19 protein-coding genes, 1 tRNA gene and 2 pseudogenes are annotated in these 23,295 nt (G+C 69.9%); 9 read left to right on the plus strand and 13 right to left on the minus strand.

All coding sequences use genetic code 11. The features are described 5' to 3' along the window. Positions 1-69: 69 nt before the first annotated feature. The gene (locus ABFB10_RS10700) at positions 70-696 is read left to right on the plus strand and encodes a FecCD family ABC transporter permease (protein ID WP_347167993.1); all 627 of its coding nucleotides are present in this window, start codon (positions 70-72) and stop codon (positions 694-696) included. Beyond that, complete coding sequence (locus ABFB10_RS10705) at positions 696-1,517, plus strand: ABC transporter ATP-binding protein (RefSeq protein ID WP_347167994.1); 822 nt, start codon at positions 696-698, stop codon at positions 1,515-1,517. Before ABFB10_RS10700 ends, ABFB10_RS10705 begins: the two co-directional genes overlap by 1 nt. Here ABFB10_RS10705 and ABFB10_RS10710 read toward each other — a convergent pair. Beyond that, on the minus strand, positions 1,472-1,681 hold the full coding sequence (locus tag ABFB10_RS10710; protein WP_009179305.1) for a TOBE domain-containing protein: 210 nt from the start codon (positions 1,679-1,681) through the stop codon (positions 1,472-1,474). The two genes, ABFB10_RS10705 and ABFB10_RS10710, sit on opposite strands and share 46 nt — an antisense overlap. 77 nt (positions 1,682-1,758) lie before the next feature. Between ABFB10_RS10710 and ABFB10_RS10715 the strand changes: the two genes are divergently transcribed. Continuing rightward, entirely contained in the window at positions 1,759-2,892 is a 1,134-nt protein-coding gene (locus ABFB10_RS10715) for a putative sulfate/molybdate transporter (RefSeq protein WP_347166519.1), read from the plus strand. Between the two features lie 157 nt (positions 2,893-3,049). On the opposite strand, the gene ABFB10_RS10720 is transcribed toward ABFB10_RS10715, so the two are convergent. The 6 genes from ABFB10_RS10720 to ABFB10_RS10745 form a co-directional block, all read right to left on the minus strand. After that, a tRNA-Ser gene (locus ABFB10_RS10720) sits at positions 3,050-3,139 on the minus strand. Between the two features lie 176 nt (positions 3,140-3,315). Continuing rightward, positions 3,316-4,992, minus strand: a complete 1,677-nt coding sequence (locus ABFB10_RS10725; RefSeq protein WP_347166520.1) for a KpsE/RkpR family capsule polysaccharide export protein — start codon at positions 4,990-4,992, stop codon at positions 3,316-3,318. Then, entirely contained in the window at positions 4,970-5,629 is a 660-nt protein-coding gene (locus ABFB10_RS10730) for an ATP-binding cassette domain-containing protein (protein WP_206563060.1), read from the minus strand. The genes ABFB10_RS10725 and ABFB10_RS10730 overlap by 23 nt, the downstream gene beginning before the upstream one ends. A gap of 158 nt (positions 5,630-5,787) precedes the next feature. Next, positions 5,788-7,170 (minus strand): Na+/H+ antiporter NhaA, encoded by a 1,383-nt coding sequence (locus ABFB10_RS10735; RefSeq protein ID WP_347166521.1) that lies wholly within the window; start codon positions 7,168-7,170, stop codon positions 5,788-5,790. A gap of 260 nt (positions 7,171-7,430) precedes the next feature. Next, positions 7,431-8,483, minus strand: a complete 1,053-nt coding sequence (locus ABFB10_RS10740) for a permease (protein ID WP_347166522.1) — start codon at positions 8,481-8,483, stop codon at positions 7,431-7,433. After that, positions 8,476-8,826: a metalloregulator ArsR/SmtB family transcription factor gene (locus ABFB10_RS10745; protein ID WP_206563063.1), complete on the minus strand. Its 351-nt coding sequence runs from the start codon at positions 8,824-8,826 to the stop codon at positions 8,476-8,478. Before ABFB10_RS10745 ends, ABFB10_RS10740 begins: the two co-directional genes overlap by 8 nt. A gap of 103 nt (positions 8,827-8,929) precedes the next feature. Between ABFB10_RS10745 and ABFB10_RS10750 the strand changes: the two genes are divergently transcribed. Further along, positions 8,930-9,511 carry a uracil-DNA glycosylase family protein gene (locus ABFB10_RS10750; RefSeq protein WP_347166523.1) on the plus strand — a complete coding sequence of 194 codons (582 nt, stop codon included), beginning with the start codon at positions 8,930-8,932 and terminating at the stop codon, positions 9,509-9,511. Then, complete coding sequence (locus tag ABFB10_RS10755) at positions 9,508-10,293, plus strand: SseB family protein (protein WP_347166524.1); 786 nt, start codon at positions 9,508-9,510, stop codon at positions 10,291-10,293. The genes ABFB10_RS10750 and ABFB10_RS10755 overlap by 4 nt, the downstream gene beginning before the upstream one ends. A 245-nt stretch (positions 10,294-10,538) precedes the next feature. On the opposite strand, the gene ABFB10_RS10760 is transcribed toward ABFB10_RS10755, so the two are convergent. The 5 genes and pseudogenes from ABFB10_RS10760 to ABFB10_RS10780 all read right to left on the minus strand — a co-directional run bounded on the left by ABFB10_RS10760 (position 10,539) and on the right by ABFB10_RS10780 (position 16,860). After that, positions 10,539-11,540: a P1 family peptidase gene (locus tag ABFB10_RS10760; protein ID WP_347166525.1), complete on the minus strand. Its 1,002-nt coding sequence runs from the start codon at positions 11,538-11,540 to the stop codon at positions 10,539-10,541. 262 nt (positions 11,541-11,802) lie between these two features. Next, positions 11,803-13,377: pseudogene (locus tag ABFB10_RS10765) on the minus strand (ABC transporter ATP-binding protein). Further along, entirely contained in the window at positions 13,374-14,189 is an 816-nt protein-coding gene (locus ABFB10_RS10770; protein WP_347166526.1) for an ABC transporter permease, read from the minus strand. The pseudogene ABFB10_RS10765 and the gene ABFB10_RS10770 overlap by 4 nt, the downstream one beginning before the upstream one ends. Continuing rightward, positions 14,186-15,130, minus strand: coding sequence for an ABC transporter permease (locus tag ABFB10_RS10775; RefSeq protein WP_347166527.1), 945 nt, complete (start codon positions 15,128-15,130; stop codon positions 14,186-14,188). The genes ABFB10_RS10770 and ABFB10_RS10775 overlap by 4 nt, the downstream gene beginning before the upstream one ends. 260 nt (positions 15,131-15,390) lie before the next feature. Then, positions 15,391-16,860 (minus strand): ABC transporter substrate-binding protein, encoded by a 1,470-nt coding sequence (locus ABFB10_RS10780; RefSeq protein WP_347166528.1) that lies wholly within the window; start codon positions 16,858-16,860, stop codon positions 15,391-15,393. A 148-nt stretch (positions 16,861-17,008) separates the two neighbouring features. Here ABFB10_RS10780 and panB point away from each other — a divergent pair. Together panB and panC are read left to right on the plus strand one after the other, a co-directional pair. Continuing rightward, positions 17,009-17,841: pseudogene (gene panB / locus ABFB10_RS10785) on the plus strand (3-methyl-2-oxobutanoate hydroxymethyltransferase). Beyond that, the gene (panC, locus tag ABFB10_RS10790) at positions 17,841-18,710 is read left to right on the plus strand and encodes a pantoate--beta-alanine ligase (RefSeq protein ID WP_347167995.1); all 870 of its coding nucleotides are present in this window, start codon (positions 17,841-17,843) and stop codon (positions 18,708-18,710) included. The pseudogene panB and the gene panC overlap by 1 nt, the downstream one beginning before the upstream one ends. A gap of 232 nt (positions 18,711-18,942) precedes the next feature. On the opposite strand, the gene ABFB10_RS10795 is transcribed toward panC, so the two are convergent. Next, positions 18,943-19,911, minus strand: coding sequence for a DUF2125 domain-containing protein (locus ABFB10_RS10795; RefSeq protein ID WP_347166529.1), 969 nt, complete (start codon positions 19,909-19,911; stop codon positions 18,943-18,945). Between the two features lie 65 nt (positions 19,912-19,976). Between ABFB10_RS10795 and ABFB10_RS10800 the strand changes: the two genes are divergently transcribed. Beyond that, on the plus strand, positions 19,977-20,510 hold the full coding sequence (locus ABFB10_RS10800) for a gamma-glutamylcyclotransferase (protein WP_347166530.1): 534 nt from the start codon (positions 19,977-19,979) through the stop codon (positions 20,508-20,510). Between the two features lie 130 nt (positions 20,511-20,640). Next, positions 20,641-21,816: a biopolymer transporter ExbB gene (locus tag ABFB10_RS10805; RefSeq protein ID WP_347166531.1), complete on the plus strand. Its 1,176-nt coding sequence runs from the start codon at positions 20,641-20,643 to the stop codon at positions 21,814-21,816. Positions 21,817-23,295: the final 1,479 nt, after the last annotated feature.

Here is a 23,295-nt window from a genome sequence, read left to right on the forward strand (position 1 = left end):
GCGCGGTGGCGGGCATCTTCCTGTCGCTGCCGGTGGCGGCGATCCAGTGCCTCGGCCTTTGTCGGGGGCATGGTGGCGGTGGGCGTTGTGATGCTGGTCGGCGCTTTGGTGCGCAATACCGACCGGACCCTGACACTGGTCCTTCTGGGGGTGGTGGTCGGCGCGCTGGCGGGGGCGGCGACCTCGCTGCTGAAGGTCATGGCCGACCCCTACGATCAACTGCCCGCGATCACCTTCTGGCTGCTGGGCTCGCTGGCCTCGATCACGACGCGGGACATCCTGCCAGCCCTGCCCATGGTGCTGGTGGGGCTGATCCCGCTGGCGCTGCTGCGCTGGCGCATCAACGTGCTGTCGCTGGGCGACGACGAGGCCCGCGCGCTGGGGATCGAGGCCGGGCGCACCCGGTTCGTGGTGATCGCGGCGGCGACGCTGATCACCGCAAGCGTCACGGCGCTGGCCGGGGTTGTCGGCTGGGTCGGGCTGGTCATTCCGCATATCGCGCGCATGCTGGTCGGGCCGGGTTTTGCGCGGCTGCTGCCCGCCTCGGCGCTGATCGGTGCCTGTTACCTGCTGATCGTCGACACGCTGGCGCGGACCATCGCCGCGGTCGAGGTTCCGCTGGGCGTGCTGACCGCCGTCATCGGCGCGCCGTTCTTTGTCTGGCTTCTGGCGCGCGGGCGCCGCGGGTGGTCGTGATGCTGGAGGCGCGCGACCTTGCCATCGGCTATGGCGCAAGGCCCATCGGGACCGGCCTGTCGGTCGCGGTGAAGCCCGGAGAGATCCTCTGCCTGCTGGGCCCGAACGGCTGCGGCAAGACCACCCTGTTCCGCACGCTGCTGGGCCTGTTGCCGGCGCTAGGGGGCACGGTCCTGCTGAACGGGCGCCCGATCACCGCCATGACCCGGGCCGCGATCGCGCGGGCGGTCGCCTATGTGCCGCAGGCCCACGCGCCGCCCTTTCCCTTCGAGGCCGTCGAGGTCGTGCTGATGGGGCGGACCGCCCGGCTGGGGGCCTTTGCCCAGCCCGGCAAGGCCGACCGCGCCGCTGCCCATGACGCCATGCGGCGGCTTGGTATCCACGACCTTGCCCATCGCGACTATTCGCGCCTGTCCGGCGGCCAGCGGCAGCTGGTGCTGATCGCGCGTGCGCTGGCGCAGGAGGCGGCGCTGATCGTCATGGACGAGCCGACCGCCAGTCTCGACTTCGGCAATCAGGCGCAGGTGCTGGCGCAGATCGCGGCGCTTGCCCGCGATGCCTCGGCAGAGGGTCACGGGGTGATCCTGTCCACCCATGACCCGGATCAGGCCTTTGCGCTGGACGCGCGGGTTCTGCTGATGTGCCGGGGCGGTGTGCACGCCGAAGGCCCCGCCCCGGAGGTGCTGACGGACCCGAACCTGTCCACCGTCTACGGCCTGCCGGTCACGGTCGAAACCACCTCTTCGGGCCGCAGGGTCTGCCTGCCGTCGTTGTCTCAGTCTGCGCCGACCATGACGTCCGACGCCTTCACGATGGCGTAGGCGGTCTTGCCGATCTCAAGCCCCATCTCCTCGACCGAGGCATTGGTGATCATCGCCGTGACAATCACCGCCCCGCCAAGATCGATCTGGACCGTGGAATTGACCGAGCCCTTCTCGATGCCGACAACGGTTCCGGCCAGCTTGTTGCGCGCGCTGATTTTCATGGGCTTTCCTCTGTTGCTGAAATTGTCTTGCCTTCAGGATATGATGCGGCGACGCGATTTCAACGGGGCAAATGGCCATGGGTGATCCGCGAGGACATGCATTCCGCCTCGACCTGCGCGAGGCCAACGGGGCCCTGGGCGACATCGGCACGCTGCTGCCGCTGGGCCTTGGCGCCATTGCGCTTGCCGGGCTGTCGCCGCAGATGGTGCTGCTGGGCTTTGGCCTGTTCTACATCGCCACGGGGCTTGTCTATCGCCTGCCGATCCCGGTGCAGCCGATGAAGGCGATTGCGGCGGTGGCGCTGCTGGGGGTCGCCTCGCCGACCGAGATCGCCCTGAGCGGGGTGCTGATCGGGCTGGTCTTGCTGGGGCTGGGTGGCACCGGGCTGATCGACCGGATCAGGCGGCTGGTGCCGCAATCGGTGCTGTCGGGTCTGCAACTGGGGCTGGGGCTGTCGCTGGCCTGGGTCGCGGTCGGGCTGATGCGGGAACACTGGCTGACCGGCGCGCTGTCGCTTGGGGTCGCTCTGGTTGCGCTGCGGGTCGGAACCCATGCGGCCATGCTGACGATTGCCACCGGCGTCGGTGCCGGGATGATGCTGGGCCTGCCCGAGGCGCCCGTGCTGGCCGCCGCGCCCTGGCCCATGGGCATCCCCGATGCGCAGGAACTGCGCCGCGCGGTTACCGACATGGCCCTGCCGCAGCTGGCCCTGACCCTGACCAATGCAGTCTTCCTGACCTCGCTGGTCGCGGGCGATCTGTTCGGCGCGCGCGCGGCCCATGTCACCCCGCGCCGGCTGTGCCTGACCTCGGGGCTGGCCAATCTTGTGCTGGCGCCGCTGGGGGCCCTGCCCATGTGCCACGGCGCGGGCGGTGTCGCGGCGCATCACCGCTTCGGTGCCCGCAGCGGTGCGGCGCCCTGCCTGATCGGGGGCCTGCTGCTGGTCGTCGCGCTGCTGCCCACCCAGATGCAGGGGGCGGTCCTGTCCGCCATTCCCACCGCGACGCTTGGCGCCCTGCTGCTGATCGCGGCATGGGATCTTGCCGTCAGCCGCCGCCTGATCGACGCGCGGCCCTCCTGCCGCCCGGTCATCGCGGCGACGGCTCTGGCCACGGTCATGGTGAACCCAATGCTGGGGCTTGTCGCCGGCACCCTGGCCGAGCTGATCCGAAAGGCCCTGCTTTCGAGGCGCATCGCGCGACAGGGATAGGCCGGGCCGCCCCATCGCGGCAAAAAAGGGGGCAGGGCGTTCAGGGACCGATTTCGGGCCAATAGGCAGCCCTCGCAGGTCGGATGCCCCGGCTCAACCGTATTGATCCAAAAGAAAAAGGCCCGCAGGGGGCCTTGTCTTTGCGTCGCCAGAATTATGGCGGAGAGGAAGGGATTCGAACCCTCGAGACGGTTCCCCGCCTACACACTTTCCAGGCGTGCGCCTTCGACCACTCGGCCACCTCTCCGTCGACGCGTTTAGCAAAACGTCGCAGGAAGGTGCAAGCAGATTTCCGAACATCCTTTCCACCGGCGCATTTATCGCAGTCGTCAGCACCGTGGGCGATGCGCGGGCGGCGGCGTCCCCCATGCGGCAGGCCGGGTCAGGGCCGCTGCGCGGAAGGGATACCGGCGGTGCCGGGCGTCAGCTGGCGACCTGTTCGCGCAGGATCGAGGCGGTCAGCGAGATCATCAGGTAGATGCCGCCGAAGATCAGGAAGGCGAGGATCGTGTTCTCGAACTTGCGCGGGTAGCTCGGGTCTTCCGAGGCCACGGGCACCACCGAGGTGGTCAGGTAGCGGGCACGGCTGTCGGCGTCGCGGCGGGCCTGCTCCAGCCGTTCCAGCGCGGTCTGCAGCATCAGGTCGCGGGTGGCGAGATCGGCCTCGGCCAGCTTGATCTGGATTGCCTTCTCGGCCAGCGACCCTTCGCCCTCGGCGGCCTGCGTCATCTGCGCGTTCAGGTCCGCAAGCAGGGCCTCCAGCCGCCGGACGTCGCCGCTGGTGCCGTCGACCTTGGCCCGGTTCGGGCGCGCGTTGTCCAGCAGGGCCTGCAACTGCAACCGCTTTTCCTGCAACTGCAATTCATAGGTGCTGATCTGCTGCCGCAGCGAGGCGATGCGCGCCTCGGGGTCGACGATATTGCCCTCTTGCTGCATGCGCACCAGAAGCTCCTGCGCGGCGCGGCGGTCCTCTTCGGCGGCGATCAGCCCGGCCTCTGCGTCCTCGACCGCGTTCGACCGCTTGCGCAGCGACAGGGTATCGACCCGCTCTTCGGCGTAGCCGATCAGGGCGCGGCTGAATTCGGCGGCGGTTTCGGGGTCGGCGGCCATGATCTCCATCTTGATCACGCCCTCGGTCGGATCATAGCCGATCTCGATGTTCTTCTTGTAAACCTTGTAGGCCGCTTCGTTGGTGGGTTCCTCGGACAGGCGCTGGATCGGGTCGATCCAGGCCTGCGTGTAGTGCGATTTGAAGCCCACGTCCTGATCCAGCCGCAGCATCGCGTCCTTCGAGGTCAGGTAGGATTGCACCGCGATGGCGTCCTGGTTGGTGGCGAACTGGGTGCCCGAGAACAGAGAGCCCATGGCGCCGCCCGAACTTTCCGCCTTGAGGATCAGGAACTCGGACTTCGTCGAATACATCGGCGTGGCGACGGCGTAGTAGTAATATCCGGCCAGCACCGTCGGCAGCAGCACGAAGGCGGCCAGACGCACCAGCAGCAGCAGGCTTTTCCTGCGGCGGCGGGCGGCAAGGTCGCGCTGGATGCGCTGGATTTCAGCGGCGCGGCGTTCGGCAGGAGAGACCGTCTCTGTCGAGGGAAGCTGGTCCTTCTTGACGGCGATGGTCTGCGGCAGCTGCACCTCGGGCTCGGGGCGCTTGTCCGGGTCCGGCGCCTGCTCGGGCTGGACGAGTTCCAGCGTGTTGGCGCGCTGGAACGGGTCGATGCCACGGGCGCGCAACAGGCGCACCGCGTCGAAATCCGAGGTCGGCGCAAGGCCGTGCTTCTGCGCCACGCGGCGCGCCATGCGCAGCTGGCGACCGGTCAGCCCCTCCTTGCGGATTGCGTCCATGTCGGTTTCCCCGGCGACCTGCCGGGCGCTGTCCACCGCGCCGCTGCGGGGCGCGGTCTCGGGCGTGGGCGCGGCCTTCGGCGGCGCGGCGCGGGAGCCCGCAGGCGCCGCATCCGGCGTGGCAGGGGGCGGCTGGTTCGCGGCGACACCGGCGGGCTCCGCCTTGGCAAAACTGGGGCGGGGGCGGGGCGTCTCGTCCCCGGACGGACGGCGGATGCGGAATTTCTTAGCCTTGGGTTTCGTAGTCATAGAGCCGTTTCGCTTCTTCCAAGGTGTCGAACATATGCAGCTTGCCATCCATCAGGACGGCGGCCTTGCGGGCGAATTTCTCGAGGATCTGCGGCTGGTGGCTGACGATGATGATCGTTGTCGTGCGCAGCCGTTCCGCCAGCAGGTCGCCGGCCTTCTTGTTGAAATTCGCGTCGGTGGAATTCGGCATGCCCTCGTCGATCAGGTACATGTCGAAGTCCAGCGCCAGCATCAGCGCAAAGGTAAAGCGCGCCCGCATGCCGGAGGAATAGGTGCCGATGGGCTGGTCGAAATATTCCTTCAGGTCGCAGAGCCAGCGACAGAAGCTTTCGACGTAATCGGGGTCAAGCCCGTAGAGCCGCGCGATGAAGCGCGCGTTCTCCTTGGCCGAGATCTTCGACACCACCCCGCCCATGAAGCCCAGCGGGAAGGAGATGCGGCAGCCGCGCCGGATCTCGCCCTCGTCGGGTTTTTCCAGTCCGGCCATCATCTTGATCACGGTGGTCTTGCCGGTGCCGTTGGGGGCAAGGATGCCCAGCGACTCGCCCAGGTCCACGCGGAACGACACACGGTCAAGGATCACCTTGCGCTGGGTGCCGGTCCAGAAGGACTTGCTGACCATGTCGAATTCCAACATCCGGGGTGCCCCTTGGTGTTCGTGTTCCCCGTATTTGGGAACCGGGCCGGTCTAGAAAAGAACTTGGGCCACATTATGACCCGGGGGGCAACAAAGACAACGCGCGCCCCCGGTTGGGGACGCGCGCTCGACAATGCGGATTTTGCCCGAATTGTTCGTTAAAGCTCGTGTTTTTCGACGCGGGTGATCTTGCCCGCGGCGATGGCGGCCACGGCGGCGAAGAAGGACAGAAGGGCGCCCATCTTGGCGGCATCCTGCACCTCACCCGGCCCGAAGGCGACAGAGGCCACGAAGAGCGAGACGGTGAACCCGATGGCCGCGACGAAGCCGATCACCACGAGGTCGATCAGCCGCATGCCCTGCGGCATGCCCAGTTTCAGCGGCACGGCGGCGATCCAGCCGAAGAGGAAGATCCCGATGGGCTTGCCGATCAGCAGGCCCGCCAGAACCAGCCAGGTGGCGGCGCCCATCGAAGAGAACTGCACCCCCGCGTTGAGCAGGCCGAAGAAGAACAGCACCACCTCGACGGGGTATTTCAGCCCGTGTTCGATGTGGTTCAGCAGGTCGGTCAGGTGTTCCTCGGCGGCGGCGAAGATGCCGAAGGCGCGGTCGGCATGGGGGATGGCCGGGACCACCGGCAGCAGGCCCAGGGCGGGGTGCAGGCCCGACATCATGAAGCCGTACCACGACAGGGCGCCCGCCAGCGCATAGGGCCAGAAGCCCAGGACCTCGCGCACCCAAGTCGAATTCGGGCGGTCCTGCTTGCCCCGGTCCATGCGGCGCGGCAGCCAGTTGGCCAGCAGGAAGACCCCCGCGGCGGCGCCCACCGACAGCAGCAGCCATTCCGGCGCCAGTTCCCCGGAGGGGTAGAAGATCGCAAGGATGATCAGCCCCGCCGCGTCGTCCGCGATGGCCAGAAGCAGCAGGAAGCGCACCGCCGGGTGACCGGCGCCAAAGACGATGCGCCCGACGAGGTAGGAGAACGCGATGTCGGTGGCGGTGGGGATGGCCCAGCCGTTGGCCACCGCGTTGTAGGTTTCCGAGCCCAGAACGGCGGCGAGGCCCAGATAGACCGCGATCGGGCCGAACATGCCACCGGCGGTGGCGAACAGCGGCGTCGCGGCCTTCTTGCCGCGCAGCGACCCGTTTTCAAGGATGACGGCCTCCCAGACTTCCTTGGCGGCGATGCCGAAGAAGAAGGCCATGAGGATGTCGTTGACGAGATAGTGGAAGGTCAGCGTGCGGTAGCCTTCGCCCAGCACGTATTCGTGCCCCTCGGCGTCGGTCAGAACCTCCGCCCCGCCCGCGACCAGGTCGGCGAAGGTCGGGTCAGAGGCGGCGATATGCGCGGCATGCCAGTGCCCGATGGGGGCGTGGTCCCAGATCACGAACTCGACGAAGTTGTGATAGGTGTCGGCCCAGTAATGCGGATTCCCGGCGACCGGGGCGATCACGTCCAGATTGGCCCAGACCAGCGCCGCGAGGGCGCCGAAGATAAGCAGCAAAGAGTAGCTGGCCAGAAAGTTCCAGACGCGATACATAAGCCCCCCTGTCGGAAAATAGTCTCTTGTTCTTCCGTTCTTCCCTCAGGTGTAACGGATGGAAACCTGCCGGGCAACGCGCCAGAGCGGGGGATGGCGCTGCCTTTTTGTCGGTTTGGGGCGCAGGGTGGCGGTGTTCGGCCCTTGGGGGCGCCTCGGGTCACCGTTCAGGGCGCGTGGGGTCGCCACGGTCCAGAGGGGGAGGCGCCCCTTGCGGGACGCCCGGTGCCGCCGCGCATTACCGCGCCGGACACTGTCGGTCACTGCCGGGCAAGGGCGGCGGCGGTCAGGCCACGGCGCCCCGAGGCCAGCCCGGCGATCAGCGCCCCGGTCAGCGCGAAGCCTGCGTAGGCCGCGAAGATCCGGGGCTTGACCAGTGCCCAGACCGCGACGGCGGCGGGGATGCAGCTGACGCCGCCCGCGATGACAAAGCTCATGGCCGCCCCCGGTGCCATGCCCTGTTGCAGCAGGGCGTCGACCAGCGGCACGGCGGCATAGCCGTTCAGGTAGGCCGGCGCCCCGACAAGGGCCCCCATGAGCACCGGCCACAGCCCGGTGCCGCCCAGCACCCCGGCGATAGTCTCTGCCGGGATATAGCGCAGCATCACCGCTTCGATGACATAGGCCAGCGTCAGCCACTTCAGCAGGAACAGGCCATTGGTCAGCGCCGTTTCGCGGAAGGTCTCGCGCCGGGCCGGATCCTGCCAGAAGCGCCAGACCGGCTGCCCGCCGAAGGGTTTCTGCGCCGCGCAGCAGCCGCCGACCTTGGGCTGCGCGCGCAGCGGGTCGCGGAAGACCACGGTGCCCGCGAAGGCCCGGGTGCCGAAGCCGCCCAGCAGCCCCAGCCCGATGGCGGCCAGCGCCTTGGCCAGCGCGAAGTCCAGCCCCAGCGTTCCGGCGGTGATCGTGAACATCGCCGGGTCCATCAGCGGCGAGGCCAGCCAGAAGGCCATGACCGCGCTCAGCGGCGCCCCCACCGCCAGCAGGGCCGCGATGAAGGGGATGACCTCGCAGGAACAGAAGGGCGACAGCCCGCCCAGGGCCGCGGCCATCACGATCATCCGCGTTTCGCGCCCCTCGAAGGCGCGCGCCAGCAGGGCTTCCGCCCCCGAGGCTTTCAGGAAGGCGACGGCGAAGACGGCGAAAAGGATGAAGGGCGCGGTATGCAGCAGGGCGTTCGCGGTGAAGGTGACTGTCGGCCAGGCCTGCGGCAGGTCCAGCAGCGCAACCGCGCCAAGGATCAGGGCCGAGGCAAGCCAGGCCTTGGGCAGCCGGGGCAGGCGGGACGCGGTGGCGGCGGATGTCTCAGCCATGATCGTGAACTCCGGAGGGGCGTCCGATATCGGCGCAGCAATGTTGCAGAAGGTAATCGGAGAGCGCCCGGACTTCCTCGAAATCGGCGCCCGCGCAGATGGTGGACCGGCCCTGCCGCTCTTGCCGGACCAGACCGGCGGCGGCGAGGATCTTCAGGTGATGGGTCAGCGTCGAGCCGGTGATGCCGCAGCGCTGCCCGAGGTCGCCGATGCTCAGCCCCTCGGGGCCGGACCGGACAAGGGCGTGCAGGACGGCAAGACGTTGTTCGGACCCAAGCGCCGCGAATTTCGAGGCGGCGGTCGACAGGGTCAGCAGGGCGGGGGGCGAGTCATTCATTTTCATGATTCTAGATTTCTAGAAATGTGGCTGCGTGTCAACTCTCGTTTCAAGGTTTGTCGAAGTATCGGCCTTTCACCGGCGTGCGCCTTGCCCTACCTTCTGGCCGATGACGGATCTTGCCACACGCATCCGCGCCTGCACCCTTTGTGCCGAGCGCTTTGCCGCAACCGAGACGGCCCACCACCCGCGCCCGGTGCTGCGGGTCGCGCCGACGGCGCGGCTGCTGATCGCCGGGCAGGCGCCGGGCGCGCGGGTCCATGCCTCTGGCACACCCTTCACAGACCCCTCGGGCGACCGCCTGCGCGACTGGCTGGGGCTGGACGAGGCCGCCTTCTACGACAGCACCCGTGTCGCCATCCTGCCCATGGCTTTCTGCTTTCCCGGCTACCGCAGGGGCGCCGACCTGCCGCCGCCGCCGATCTGCGCGCGGACCTGGCGGAGCCCGGTGATGCAGGGCCTGCCCAACCTGCGCCTGATCCTGCCGATCGGCGGCCCGGCGCAACGCTGGCATCTTGGCACCCGCGAGGGCGTCACCGCCACCGTCCTGCGCTGGCGCGACTTTCTGCCCGGGGCGATCCCCTTGCCGCATCCGTCCTGGCGCAATACCGGGTGGCTGAAGCGAAACCCCTGGTTCGCGGCAGAGCTTCTGCCGGTGCTCCGGGCGCGCGTGGCAGAGGTGCTTTCATGACGACGACCCCGCTCGATACGGCGCATGCCGCGATGGAAACCACGGGCAGCGATGCCGCCCGCTTGCGGTTCTACGATACGCTCGCGGGCGCGGAACTCTTCCTGATGCTGACGGCGGAGCCGCAGGGCGCGGATATCGCCCCGGAGGTCTTCGAGATCGAGGGCACGCAATACGTGCTGGCCTTCGACCTGGAGGACCGCCTGGCGGGCTTTGCCGGGCGCGCCGTGCCCTATGCCGCGTTGTCCGGGCGCGCGCTGGCGGGGATGCTGGCGCCGCAGGGTTTCGGGCTGGCGCTGAATCTCGAACAGGGGGCCTCTCAGACGCTTCTGCCGCCCGAGGCGCTGACCTGGCTGGTCGACACGCTGGGCACCGGCCCCGAAGCCGCGGAGGCGCGCGCCGAAGAGTTTTCCGCCCCGCAGGTGCCGGAGGTGCTGGTGACGGCGCTGGATGCAAAGCTGGCCGGGGCCGCCGGGCTGGCGCGGCGCGCCTACCTGGCCGCCGTGGTCTACGAAGGCGGCGGTCGCGGGCACCTGCTTGGGATCACCGGCGTGCGTGAGGGGGCCGAGCGCGCCCTTGCGGGGGCCGTCAACGAAGCGCTGGTCTTTTCCGGGCTGGACGCGGGTGTGCTGGACGTGGCCTTCCTTGCGGACAGCGATCCGCTGACCGCCGCGCTGGCGCGGGTGGCATTGCGCTTCGACCTGCCGGAACCCGAAACGCCGAAGGTCGCGGTCGAACGCGCCGCGCCGGGCAGCGACCCGGACAAGCCGCCGAAGCTGCGGTAGCCCCGGCAGGCGGCGGCCCGTATCGTGGTCCGGCGGAGGGGGCCGGGCAAGCGCGCGCCCGGTCAACGAAATGCTGAGGAAACGTCCCTCTCCCTACCGCCCTCCACCGTGAGGCGATTCGGTTAAGCTCGGGTTCACGGGTTCTCAGTGTCCTGCGGCCCCGGTGCCGGCACCGGGCGGTCCCAAGCGGCGCGCCTGCGCCTGGGCCGGGGTGACGCTGCGCCCACGGCTCCCGCCCGGCAGGGTCAGCCCGCCAGTTCGTCGCGCAGGCAGGGCAGGGGGTCGCCCGGGGCGGGCGTCGCCTCCCACACGGCGCGGGCGATGGCGCGGGCAAGGCACAGGCTGGCCGCATGGCCCGCCTGCGCCAGCTGCACCGCCGGGTCTTCCAGCCTGCGCGACCCCGTGCCAAGCGCGAAGACCAGGTCCCCGTCCATCGGCGTATGCGAGGGCACGATGGCCCGGGCCAGCCCGTCATGCGCCGCCACCGCCAGCCGGTGACACTGCGCCTTGTCCAGCGCGAGATCGCATCCCACGATGGCGATCGTCGTGTTGCCCTGCATCGCCATGGCCTGCGCCTTGCGGCTGGGCGGCATCGGGGCAAAGCCCGCCGGATCGGGGCCGAGGCCGCCGAATTCCGTGCCGAACTCGAAGGGGGCCGCCCAGAAATGCCGCCCGGAGGGCGTGGTGACGCTGCCGATGGGGTTCACCGCCACCAGCGCGCCCACCGTGGTGCCGTCGTCGAGGATCAGGCTCGCCGATCCCAGCCCACCCTTGTGCATCGCCGTCTGCGCGCCGGTCCCGGCGCCGTGGCTGCCAAGGGCGAACCGCCTCGCCGCCTGTTGCAGCGCCGCCCGGCCAAGCGCTGGGTAGGGGTTTTCGGACCAGTCCTTGTCGCCACCGTTGAGCAGGTCGAAGAGGATCGCGGCGGGCACCAGCGGCACCCGGGCCGACAGCACCGGGAAGCCGCGCCCCATGGCATGCAGCGCATCCATCACCCCCTGGGCCGAGGCAAGGCCGAAGGCGCTGCCGCCCGACAGCACGAGGGCATCGACGCCGGGCGCCATTTTGTCGGGTGCCAGAAGGTCGGTTTCGCGTGTGCCCGGCGCGCCGCCGTGGACCGCGACCGAGGCCACGAAGGGCGCATCGCCGAGCAGCACGGTGCAGCCGGACTTCAGCGCGGCATCCTGGGCATTGCCGACGCGCAGGCCCGGAATATCGGTGATCAGGTTCTGGGGTCCGGGGTGCATGGCAGGCTCCTGTGTCGTGCGCCAGATTCGGGCGCGCGGCGGGGAAAGACAAGGGGCGCCGTGGTCCGTGCGCCGGGTGCATCCGGGATGCCTCCGCGACCGGTGTGGGCGTGCGACGGGTTCCGTCCGGGTCGGCGGGGCACCGCAGGGTCGGGGTCACGCCAGCGTGCACCGGGCGTCCCCGTGTGGGCTGGGTGGAGGCTGTCCCCGCCGGTCTTCTCCGCGCCCTGCCCCTGCCGCAAGCCCCCCACGGTGCAGACGATCAGTCCGCCCGGCGCCCCGGCAGGCGCGGCGTGGCGGCCAGAAGGGCGCGGGTGTAGGGGTGCTGCGGGTCGGAAAAGACCTGCTCTGCCGGGCCGTCCTCGACGATCTGCCCGGCCCGCATCACCAGAACCCGGTCGCAGATGGCGCGCACCACCGACAGGTCGTGGCTGATGAACAGCCAGCCCAGCCCGGTTGTCCCGGCCAGCGCCGCCAGCAGGTCGAGGATCTGCGCCCGCACCCGCACGTCCAGCGCCGAGACCGCCTCGTCGAAGACGATCATCTCGGGGCGGATCATCAGCGCGCGGGCGATGGCAAGGCGCTGCCGCTGCCCGCCCGAGAAGGCATGGATGTGGCGGCCCAGCATATCCGGCGACAGGCCCACGGTACCGTCAGCGCCTCGGCCAGCGCCTGATGCCGGGCCTCGCCCCGGGGCGGGGTGCGGCGCAGGTGAAAGGGCTCGCCCAGCAGCCGCGCGACCCGGTGGCGCGGGTTGAAAGAGCCGTAGGGGTCCTGAAACACCGCCTGAATGCGCCGGTGCCGGTGCGGATCGCCATCCGCCAGCGCGATCCGGCCCTCTGCCGTCGGCTCCAGCCCCAGGATGGCGCGGGCGAGGGTGGACTTGCCGCAACCGGATTCGCCCACCAGACCGACCCGCTCGCCCGCATGCAGCGTCAGCGAGACCGAACGGACCGCCTCGAACACCGGGGCGCGGGCCAGCGGGTGCGGGCGCGGCAGCCGGTAGTGGCAGGATACCCGGTCCAGCCGCAGGAAGGGCGCCCCGGGGCGCGGTGGCGGCAGCGTGGCCGTATGGGTCGAGGCCGCCAGAAGGGCCTGCGTGTAGGGATGGCGCGGCGCGGCCAGAAGCGTGGCGGCCGGTCCCTGTTCGACCACGCGCCCGGCCTGCATGACGGCGATGCGGTTGGCCATTCCGGCCACGACGGCAAGATCGTGGGTGATCATCAGAAGCGCCATGCCCTCGGAGCGGGTCAGCGACTTCAGCAGGTCGAGGATCTGCGCCTGCGTGGTGACGTCCAGCGCCGTGGTCGGCTCGTCGGCGATCAGCAGGCGCGGGCGGTTGGCCACCGCCATGGCGATGACGACACGCTGCCGCTGACCGCCCGACAGCTCGTGCGGATAGCGCGAGGGCGGCACCGACAGGCCGACGCGGTCGAGCAGGGCGCGCACCCGGGCCCGGGCCTCGGCGCGCCGGGGCGGCACATGGCCGGGGCGGGGCAGGCGCAGCACCTCTTCGATCTGGTCGCCGATGGTCTGCACCGGGTTCAGCGCGCTCATCGGCTCCTGAAAGACCAGCCCGATCTCCGACCCGCGCAGGGCGCGCATGTGCCGGTCCGGCAGGCCGCGCAGATCGCGGCCCCGGAACAGCACCGCGCCCCCGGCCTCTGCTACCGGCGGCAGCAGGCCCATGACCGCCAGCGCCGTCAGGCTCTTGCCGGAACCGGATCTCGCCGGTCAGCGCCAGCGTCTCGCCCTCGGCCAGCGTCAGGTTCACCCCGTCGACCGCCGCCGTGCCGCCAAAGCGCACCGACAGGCCCTGCACCTGCAACAGCGTCATGCCCGCAGCGCCCGCATTCGGGGGTCCAGCGCGTCGCGCAGCCCGTCGCCCAAGAGGTTCAGCCCCAGCACCATGGCCATGATCGTCAGCCCCGGCACCACCGCCACATGCGGTGCCAGCGAGACCAGCGTCTGCGCATCCGCCAGCATCCGCCCCCAGCTGGGCACCGGCGGCTGCGCGCCAAGGCCGACGTAGGACAGCCCCGCCTCGGCCAGAATGCCCAGCGAGAACTGGATGGTGCCCTGCACGATCAGCAGGTTCATCAGGTTGGGCAGGATGTGCTCCGCCCCGATGCGCGCGCCGCGCTTGCCCGAGAGCCGCGCCGCCTTGACGAAGTCGCGCTGCCAAAGCCCCATGGCGGCGCCGCGCGTCAGCCGGGCAAAGACCGGCACGTTGAAGATGCCGATGGCGATGATCGCGTTGACGGCGCCGGGGCCGAAGGTGGCGGTGATCAGGATCGCGATCACGAGGCTGGGGAAGGCAAAGACCAGATCTGCCGAGCGCGAGATCACCTCGTCCAGCCAGCCGCCGGCATGGGCTGCCGCCGTCAGGCCCAAGGGCACGCCGAGGCCCATGCCGATGCCCACCGCCACCAGCGCCACGGCGATGGTGGTCCGCGCGCCGACCATCAGCATCGACAGGATGTCCCGCCCGAAATGGTCCGTGCCCAGCCAATGCGTGCCCGAGGGCGGCAGAAGCCGGTCGGGGATCGCCATGGTCGTGACGTCTCCGGGCGTCCAGACGAAGGACAGCGCCGCGGCGGCAAGAAAGACCGCGGTGATCGCGGCGCCAAGGATCAGCGGGCGGTTCATCGCCGCCGCCTCAGCCGGGGATCGGCCACCGCATAGGCGAGGTCGGTCAGGAAGGTCACGGCGATGACCGCGAAGACCAGCAGCATCACGGTGCTTTCCACCACGATCAGGTCGCGCTGGCCGATGGCCTGAAAGATCAGCCGCCCGAGGCCGGGCAGGTAGAAGACCTGTTCGATGATGATGGCCCCCGCCAGCAGGAACGAGAATTGCAGGCCGATCAGCGTCAGCACCGGGATCAGGGCATTGCGCAGCCCGTGCCGCCACAGAGCCTGAAAGGGCGACAGCCCCTTGGCGCGGGCGGTGCGGATGTAATCCTCGCCCAGCGTGTCGATCAGCGAGGAGCGCAGGACGCGGGTCAGGATTGCCGCCTGCGGCAGCGCCAGTGCCACGGCGGGCAGGGTCAGGGCGCGCAGCGCCTGCAGGGGATCGTCCCAGCCCGGGAAACCGCCCGAGGGGAACAGCCGCCAGGTGATGGCGAAGCCCAGCACCAGCAGCATGGCGAACCAGAAGTTGGGCACCGCGATGCCGACCTGCGTGGCGGCCAGCACGCTCATGTCGGCGCCCCGCCCCCGGCGCGCGGCGGCAAGGATGCCCGCGGGCAGCGCCATCAGAACCGCCAGCGCCAGCGCATAAAGCGTCAGCGGCAGCGAGACCCAGAGCCGGTCGGCGATCATCCCGGCGACCGGCGTGCGGTAGGTGTAGGAGGTGCCGAAGTCTCCGCCCAGCATGCCCGTGACCCAGGACAGGTAGCGCGCCAGCCGCCCCTGATCGAGCCCCAGCTCGGCCCGCAGCGCGGCGACCGTGTCGGGCTGCGCGTTCATGCCCAGCATGTAGGCGGCGGGATCGCCCGGCACGACCTCGATGGCGAGGAAGATGACCACCGAGGCGACCGCAAGGCTGAGGATCAGCGAGACAAGACGGCGGGTCAAGTAGGTCAGCATGGCGTCCCGTTCAGGCGTTCCGATGCCGCTTGAACCACAGCCGCGCGGCGATGTCACGCATGGCTGGCGCGGGGCCGGTCGCTGCGGGCCCACGGCGGGCGGTGGGCCGCAGGCCCGCCCTGCGGGCCGTCACGCTGCCAGGATCGGGCCGCTGTCGGGCCGGCGCGCCCTCGCCACCGTCGCGGTGCGAGAGGCGGGGGCGAGGCGCCCCGCCCCGGCAGGGCGCCGCAGGGATCGATGCGCCGGAGCGTCCGGGCCGATCACTCGGCCCAGCTGACCCCGGTCAGGTCGGTCGCCTGCGTCGGCTGGTTCTGCCAGAGGCCCTGAAGCCGCGCGTCCGCCACCGTCGGGAAGGACAGCTGGAAGAGATAGGCGTTGACGTGGTCCTCTGCGATCATCTCCTGCGCCTGCTTCAGCAGGGCAGAGCGTTCGTCCGGATCCGCCGTGGCGGTCAGATCGGCCATGAGCTGCCGGAACTCGGGGCGGGCGTAAGAGAAGTAATAATCCTCGCGGCCATAGATGTTGATGTCCATCGGCTCCGTATGGCTGACGATGGTCAGGTCGAAGTCCTTGCCGCGAAACACCTCTTCCAGCCACTGCGCCCATTCGACATTGGTGATCTGCGTCTCGATCCCGACCTGCCGCAGCTGCGCGGCAATGATCTCTCCGCCCCGGCGCGCGTAGGAGGGCGGCGGCAGTTTCAGCGTCAGGGTCAGCCCCTCGGCGATCCCGGCCTCGGCCAGAAGGCGCTTTGCCTCTTCCGGGTCGTAGGCGGAGCCTGCCGTCAGGTCGACGTAATCCGGGTTGTGCGGGGCGAAATGCGTGCCGATGGGCGTGCCAAGGCCGAACATGGCGCCGTCGATGATCGCCTGCCGGTCGATGGCGTGGGAAATGGCCGCGCGCACCTTGGGGTCATCCAGCGGCGCCTTGGCGTTGTTCATGGCAAGGATGGTCTCGCCCTCGGTCGAACCCAGCAGCACCTGAAAGCGCGGATCCGCCTGAAATTGCGGGATGTTCTCGGGGGCGGGGAAGCCCGCGAAGGCGTCGATGTCCTGCGCCATCATCGCGGCGAAAGCCGCCGTTGGGTCCGAGATGAACTTGAAGGTCGCCTCTGACAGGGCCGGTTTCTCGCCCCAGTAGCCCTCGTATGCGACCAGCGTGATGCTGTCGCCCTGCACCCAGTCGCGGAACAGGAAGGGGCCGGTGCCCACGGGCGTCTGCTTGATGCCGTCGATGCTTTCGGGCGCGACGATCACCGCGTCGCCCCATGCGAGGTTGAACAGCAGCGCGCCGTCGGGCTCGCGCAGCGCAATGGCCACGGTATCGGGGCCGGTGGCGGTGACGCTGTCGATCCCCTCGTACAGCGCCTTCTGCGCGTTGGTGCTGTCCTCGGCGCGCGCGCGGTCGAGGGTAAAGACCACGTCCTCGGCGTCGAATTCGGTGCCGTCGTGGAAGGTCACGCCCTCTTGCAGGGTGAAGGTATAGGTCAGCCCGTCCTCGGAAATCTCCCAGCTCTTGGCCAGCGCGGGCACCACCTCGCCGGTTTCGGTGAAACGGGTCAGCCCCTCGAAGACATTGGCATAAAGCACCGAATCGATGGCGCCCGCGGCGGCGGAGGTCGGGTCGAGATGCGGCGGCTCCAGCTGCAGGGCGATGGTCAGGTCGGTCTGCTGGGCACTGGCTGCGGTGGCGGCAAGCGCCAGAGAGGCAAGGGCGGCACGGAGGGGCATGGCGGAACTCCTGTTGCGGTCCGCCCGACTGTCGCCGGTTTCCCGGGCCGCTTCAAGGTGCCGGGGCGGGGCGGCCACAATCGGCCACTGGCGCCGCGCCGCAGCATCTGCTATTTCCGCGCAACATTATTGCGCGGAGGAGGCGGCAATGAGTGCGACGGCAAGGAAGACGGCCCCGATGCCCATGGATATCCGGGCCCGCAAGGGGGCGCACCCCTCGTCAGCCTGACGGCCTATACGACGCCGATGGCACAGTTCATGGATGCCCATGTGGATTTCGTGCTGGTCGGCGACAGCGTCGGCATGGTGCTGCACGGGCTGACCTCGACGCTGGATGTGACGATGGAGATGATGATCCTGCACGGGCAGGCGGTGCGGCGCGGCCTGAGCCGGGCGATGATGGTCGTCGACCTGCCCTTCGGCGCCTACGAGGAAAGCCCCCAGCAGGCCTTTCGCAACGCCGCGCGGCTGATGCGCGAGACCGGGGCGGGCGCGGTGAAGCTGGAAGGCGGGATGCAGATGGCCGAGACCATCGCCTTTCTGACCCAGCGCGGCGTGCCGGTCATGGCGCATATCGGCCTGACGCCGCAGGCGATCCACACGCTGGGCGGCTACAGGGTGCAGGGGCGCGGCGAGGATGCCGCGCAGATGATGGCCGATGCCCGCGCGGTGGCGCAGGCCGGCGCCTTTGCCCTGGTGCTGGAGAAGGTGCCCGAGCGGCTGGCCGACCGCATCACCGCAGAGGTGGCGATCCCGACCATCGGCATCGGCGCCTCGGCGGGCTGTGACGGGCAGATCCTCGTGGTTGACGACATGCTGGGGCTGTTCACCGCCTTCAAGGCCAAGTTCGTGAAACGCTTCGCCACGCTGGGCGAGCAGGCCGAGGCGGCGATTGCCGAGTACGCGGCGGCGGTGCGGGCGCGCGAGTTCCCGGCGGCAGAGCATGTGTTCTCGGACAAGGCGCCGGAGGGCGGGGCATGATGGCAGGGGCAAGGATCGTCGGGCAGGCGCGGCCCCCGGTGCTGCGGTCGAAGGCGGCCCTGCGCGAGGCGGTGGGCCGCTGGCAGGCAGCCGGAGAGGTCGTGGGCCTGGTGCCGACCATGGGCGCCCTGCACGAGGGGCACCTGAGCCTTGTCCGCGCAGCAGAGGCCAGCTGCGACCGCGTGGTGGTGACGATCTTCGTGAACCCGGCGCAGTTCAACAGCCCCACGGACCTCGAAAACTATCCGCGCACCGAAGAGCGGGACGCCGAGACGCTGGCGCGCTGCCGGGTCGATGCGATCTATGCGCCGCCGGTGTCCGAGATCTACCCGCAGGGCTTCTGCACCACGGTCTCCGTGGCGGGGCTGACCGATGTCCTGTGCGGCGCGCACCGGCCCGGGCATTTCGACGGGGTGGCCACGGTGGTGACGAAGCTCTTCACCCAGACCCGGGCGGACCGGGCCTTCTTCGGTGAGAAGGATTTCCAGCAGTTGCAGGTGATCCGCCGGATGGTCCGCGATCTGGATCTGGAGGTCGAGGTGCTGGGCTGTCCGACAATGCGGGAAGAGGACGGCCTGGCCATGTCCTCGCGCAACCTGCTGCTGTCGGATCGTGCGCGCGCCGTGGCCCTGGCGTTGCACGCCGCCCTGCAGGAAATGGCCGAGGGGCTGCGCGCCGGAGGCAAGGCCCCGGCGCTGGCAGAGGCTGCCCGGGCGCGGATGCTGGCGGCGGGCTTCACCGAGGTCGATTACATCGACCTGCGGGCCTGCGACGACCTGTCGGTGCTGGAGAGGCCCGGGCGCGAGGCGCGGCTGCTGGCCGCGGCCTGGCTGGCGGGGGTGCGCCTGATCGACAATATCGCGGTCTGAGCGGTTTCGCCCCGCCTGCAGCGGGGCGACCGGCCGGGGGCCTTGCCCCCCGGCCCCCTCGAACCCTTTGTCTTGTTTGTCATGCCTTGCATGACAGGGGGCTTTGCCCCGCTCGCTGCGCTCGCCCCCCAAGGGTATTTTCGGACCAAAGAAGCCGGGCGTGGTCTGTCGCCGGGGCCCGGGACACCGGGCATGGACCGGTGCGCGCCTGCGGTGGCGGGTGCGCCTCGGGTCAGTCCCGACGCAGGCGCGGGGCGGGGCCGAGAGGGATCATGCCGAAGCGCATCTGGCCCCGGTCGATGGTCAGCGGAATGTCGAGCGTGTCGGGGCGCCCGGACAGGCCTGCGGCGAGGGACAGGGCGTCCTCGACGGCATCGGTGAAGCTGTCGGGCAGCATCCCCGCCGCGCGGGCGCGGTCGATGAGGCTGCGCCAGTTCACCGCGCGCAGCGTCATGGTGCCGTCGAGGCGGCCCGCATCGTCCACGGTGACGTGTCCGGCGGCGTGCAGTTCGAGCCCCTCGACCCGGTATTCGGCCCGGGCGAGGTCGATCGCGCGCGGCATCGGCGCAGGCCCGGCGAGGTCGGCCAGCCGCAGCGGCTCTGCGAAGTTCAGCAGGGCCTGAACCGCGACCGCCTCGAGCCTGCCGTCGGTGAGCGGGCCGTCGCGGCCTGCGACGCTTTCCACCTGGATGGCGAGGCGCTGGTCCGTCGGGCTTTCGGCCCGGTGCAGGCCGGCGGTCAGCCCGGCCAGCGCAAGCGCCGTCTCCGGCCCGGCGATGTTCAGCACCTCGGCCTCGGCATTGGCGCGCAGCAGCGCCCCGTCGGCGGGATCGTGGATCACCGAGGCGCGCAGGCCCTGGGAGGTCACCGTCACGGGGCCGTCGGGCGTCTGCCAGCGCTGTTCGTCGGCAAAGGCCAGGATGTGGTGGCCGGGCTGATAGGTCAGCCCGAGGATCTGCAGGAAGGGCGCCTGCCAGCCGAAGCCGGTTTCGGGGTTGCCCAGGCGCGGTTCCTCGATGGTCACGTCGAGGCGGCTGGGAAAGCCGCGCACGCGGATCGCGGCGTAGTCCGCCTGCCAGCCTTCTTCGGCGCGCGCCTCGAACCAGCCGCGCAGGTCGGCGCGGATCGCCGAGGCCTGCCAGAACCAGAAGCCCGCCCAGCCCAGGGCCGCCAGAAGACAAGCGCCGATCAGCCGTTTCATGCCCTGCGCCCCTTTCGCTGCCGCACGGTCTGGTGTTTACAGGCGGCACCCGGAAAGGACCAGCCATGACGCTTTGGGTGTTCGGATACGCCTCTCTCTTGTGGAACCCCGGCTTTGCCGTGGCCGAGACCGTGCCCGCGCGGCTGCACGGCTTTCGCCGCAGTTTCTGCATGTATTCGATCCACCACCGGGGCACGGAGGCCCAGCCGGGCCTGGTGCTGGCGCTTGACCCGCACGAGGGCGAGCATTGCGACGGCCTTGCCCTGCGCGCCGAAGCCGGAACCGAGGCCGAGGCGCTGGCCTACCTGCGCGACCGCGAACTGGTTTCCTCGGCCTATCTGGAGCAAACCGTGCCGCTGGCGCTGAACGACCGGCGGCGGGTCGAGGCGGTGGCCTATGTGATCGACCCGCATCACGTGCAATATTGCGATCTGCCGCTGGAGGAACAGGCGCGGCTGATCGCGCGCGCCCACGGCGGGCGCGGGCCGAATACCGAATACCTCTACAACACCGCGCAGCACCTGGAAGAGATGGGCGTGCCGGATGCCGACCTGCGCTGGCTGGTGCGCGAGGTGCGCGCCCTGACCGCCCCGGGCTGAGCGCCGCGCAGGGGCTGTATCAAATTCGCGGCATCTGCCCGCTGGCGGGGCGGAGATCCGCATAACGCCTTGGCTCTGCGGTGCCAAACCCGTAGGGATGAGACAGCGAAACCACAGGACTAGGGACGCGATGGACCTGCCCGACCGCGAGGCCGCGCCGCATTTCAGCCAACCCGTGCGCCAGGTCGTCCTGATGCTGGCCGTGATCGGGCTGTCGGGTCTTGGCGCCTTCCTTGCCCTGCCCAGCGTGCTGCCGGTCTTTGAAGCGAACCCCTACCTGAACGGCTTCATCCTCTTCGTCTTCGCCCTGGGTGTGCTGGCCTGCTTCTGGCAGGTCGTGCAGCTGATCCATTCGGTCCGCTGGATCGAGCGCTTCACCGCCAAGGGCGATCAGGGCGTGCGGGCCGAGGCGCCGACCATGCTGGCGCCGCTGGCGGCCCTGCTGGGGCGGCGCCGCGACAAGCGGATGCAGATCAACACCACCTCGACCCGGTCGATCCTCGATTCCGTCGCCACCCGCATCGACGAGGCGCGCGACGTCACGCGCTACATCGTCTCGCTGCTGATCTTCCTTGGCCTTCTGGGCACCTTCTACGGGCTGGCGACCACCGTCCCCGCGCTGGTCGAAACCATCCAGTCGCTGGCGCCGTCAGAGGGCGAAAGCGGCGTTGCGGTCTTCGGGCGCCTGATGACCGGGCTGGAAAGCCAGCTTGGCGGCATGGGCGTGGCCTTCGCCTCGTCGCTGCTGGGCCTTGCCTGTTCGCTGGTCGTGGGCCTTCTGGAACTGTTCGCCGGTCACGGGCAGAACCGGTTCTACCGCGAGCTGGAGGAATGGCTGTCCTCGATCACCAAGCTGGGCTTTTCGTCCGATACCGAGGGGCCGGATCTTGGCGCGGCGGGCATCGTGCTGGACCAGATGGCCGAGCAGATGGAACGCCTGCAATCGCTGTTCGTCGAAAGCCAGCAGGGCCGGGCCGAGGTTGACGAACGGCTTGCCCAGCTGGCCGACAGCGTCGAGCGCCTGACCGAGCGGATCGAGGCGACCGCGCCCTCTGCCGCCTCTCTGGCGCGGATCGCGGACGGGCAGGAAAACCTTGCCGATGCCATCCGCGAGAAGGAATCGACCGAGGGGCTGGATGCGGAAAGCCGCATGCGCCTGCGGTCCATCGATGTGCAGATGCTGCGCATCCTCGAGGAAATCAGCGCCTACCGGCAGGAAAGCATGGCCGAACTGCGCACCGACATCGCGGCGCTGACGCGCGCGCTGGGGGTCACCCGGAACATGCGTCCCCGCGGAGAGGGGTAGGCCATGGCCCTGTCCCGACGCACCGGCGCGCGCTTTCAGGCCAATATCTGGCCGGGCTTCGTCGATGCGATGACAGGGCTGCTGCTGGTCCTGACCTTCGTGCTGTCGATCTTCATGGTGATCCAGTTCGTCCTGAACGAGACGATCTCGGGGCAGGAAAACGAGCTGAATTCCCTGTCCGACGAACTGGCCGCTCTGGCAGAGGCGCTGGGCGTGCAGGAACGGCGCAATTCCGCGCTGAGCTCGGAACTGGGCAGCCTGCAATCGACGCTGGACGACCGCGACACGCGGCTGACCGAGGCCGAAAGCCTGATCGCCGCGCTGACCGCGACGCGCGACCGGCAGGCGGCGGAACTGGATGCGGCCTCGGCGCGGATCGACGACTACGAGGCCCGCGTCGCGGCCCTGCTGGTGGAACGCGACAGCGCGCAGGCCGACCTTGCCGATGCCGCCGCCGCCCGCGATGCGCTGGCCACCGAGCGCGACTCGCTGAATGCGGCGTTGGAGCAGGCACAGGGGGAAATCGACGCGCAGGAAGAGGCCGCGGCCCTTGCCGCCGCGCGCCGCAAGGCGCTGGATGCGCTGGTTGCCGACCTGCGCGCCCGGAACGCCGACCGCGAGGCCCGCATCGGCGCGTTGAGTGCAGAGGTCGATGACCTTCAGGCCGACCTGACCGAGGAGGAAGCGCAGCGGCTGGCCGAGGCCGAGGCCGCCAAGGCCCTGCGCGCAAGGCTTCAGGACGCGAATGCCGAACTGACCGCCATGACCATGGCGCTGGAGGAAGAGCGGGCGCGGGCGGAAGAGACGCTGACCCTGCTGGCCGCCGCCCGCGAGGCCGAGGACGACCTGAATGCGCAGCTGGCCGCCGCGCTTCTGGCGGGCCAGCAGGAGGGCACCGCCCTGCAATCGCGCATCGACGCACTGGAGGCAGAGCTGGCCCAGGCCCGCCGTGCCGAGGCCGAGGCCAATGCCCGGCTGGCGGATACGCTGGAGGAGGGCGAGGCCGAGGCGCAGGACCTTCAGACGCAACTGGACGGGGCGACCGCCCGGATCATCACGCTGGAGGCCACGCTGGCCGATGCCCGCTCCGAAGGGGCGGTGGCGGATGAGCGGATGTCGGACCTGCGCTCGGAACTGGAAGCGGCCCGCGCCGGACAGCGCGCCGTCGAGGCCGAGCTTGCCGCCGAGACCCGCGCGCGGGCGGCGTCCGAGCGCGATCTGGCCGCCCTGCGCACCGATGCGGAATCGCGCGAAACCCGGCTGACCGACCTTTCGGCGCAACTGGCGCAGGTCCTGGCGCGGATTGCCGAGGCAGAGGCGCTGGAGACCGAACTGGAGGCCTTGCGCGCCCGCAACGCGGCGCTTGTCACCCGCCTGTCGAACGCCGAGGGACAGGCCGCTGACCGCGCCACCCTGCTGGAGGACCTGAGGGCAGAGCGCGACCGGCTGGACAGCCAGTTGGGCGTGGTGCGCGGCGCG

This window comes from Ponticoccus litoralis (assembly GCF_039769985.1).
GTDB classification, from domain to species: domain Bacteria; phylum Pseudomonadota; class Alphaproteobacteria; order Rhodobacterales; family Rhodobacteraceae; genus Ponticoccus; species Ponticoccus litoralis.

Coding starts and splice junctions, on each gene's coding strand:
- ABFB10_RS10700 (WP_347167993.1), top strand. CDS start 70: ATGGTGGCGGTGGGCGTTGTGATGCTGGTCGGCGCTTTGGTGCGCAAT.
- ABFB10_RS10705 (WP_347167994.1), top strand. CDS start 696: ATGCTGGAGGCGCGCGACCTTGCCATCGGCTATGGCGCAAGGCCCATC.
- ABFB10_RS10710 (WP_009179305.1), bottom strand. CDS start 1,681: ATGAAAATCAGCGCGCGCAACAAGCTGGCCGGAACCGTTGTCGGCATC.
- ABFB10_RS10715 (WP_347166519.1), top strand. CDS start 1,759: ATGGGTGATCCGCGAGGACATGCATTCCGCCTCGACCTGCGCGAGGCC.
- ABFB10_RS10725 (WP_347166520.1), bottom strand. CDS start 4,992: ATGACTACGAAACCCAAGGCTAAGAAATTCCGCATCCGCCGTCCGTCC.
- ABFB10_RS10730 (WP_206563060.1), bottom strand. CDS start 5,629: ATGTTGGAATTCGACATGGTCAGCAAGTCCTTCTGGACCGGCACCCAG.
- ABFB10_RS10735 (WP_347166521.1), bottom strand. CDS start 7,170: ATGTATCGCGTCTGGAACTTTCTGGCCAGCTACTCTTTGCTGCTTATC.
- ABFB10_RS10740 (WP_347166522.1), bottom strand. CDS start 8,483: ATGGCTGAGACATCCGCCGCCACCGCGTCCCGCCTGCCCCGGCTGCCC.
- ABFB10_RS10745 (WP_206563063.1), bottom strand. CDS start 8,826: ATGAAAATGAATGACTCGCCCCCCGCCCTGCTGACCCTGTCGACCGCC.
- ABFB10_RS10750 (WP_347166523.1), top strand. CDS start 8,930: ATGACGGATCTTGCCACACGCATCCGCGCCTGCACCCTTTGTGCCGAG.
- ABFB10_RS10755 (WP_347166524.1), top strand. CDS start 9,508: ATGACGACGACCCCGCTCGATACGGCGCATGCCGCGATGGAAACCACG.
- ABFB10_RS10760 (WP_347166525.1), bottom strand. CDS start 11,540: ATGCACCCCGGACCCCAGAACCTGATCACCGATATTCCGGGCCTGCGC.
- ABFB10_RS10770 (WP_347166526.1), bottom strand. CDS start 14,189: ATGAACCGCCCGCTGATCCTTGGCGCCGCGATCACCGCGGTCTTTCTT.
- ABFB10_RS10775 (WP_347166527.1), bottom strand. CDS start 15,130: ATGCTGACCTACTTGACCCGCCGTCTTGTCTCGCTGATCCTCAGCCTT.
- ABFB10_RS10780 (WP_347166528.1), bottom strand. CDS start 16,860: ATGCCCCTCCGTGCCGCCCTTGCCTCTCTGGCGCTTGCCGCCACCGCA.
- panC (WP_347167995.1), top strand. CDS start 17,841: ATGGCAGGGGCAAGGATCGTCGGGCAGGCGCGGCCCCCGGTGCTGCGG.
- ABFB10_RS10795 (WP_347166529.1), bottom strand. CDS start 19,911: ATGAAACGGCTGATCGGCGCTTGTCTTCTGGCGGCCCTGGGCTGGGCG.
- ABFB10_RS10800 (WP_347166530.1), top strand. CDS start 19,977: ATGACGCTTTGGGTGTTCGGATACGCCTCTCTCTTGTGGAACCCCGGC.
- ABFB10_RS10805 (WP_347166531.1), top strand. CDS start 20,641: ATGGACCTGCCCGACCGCGAGGCCGCGCCGCATTTCAGCCAACCCGTG.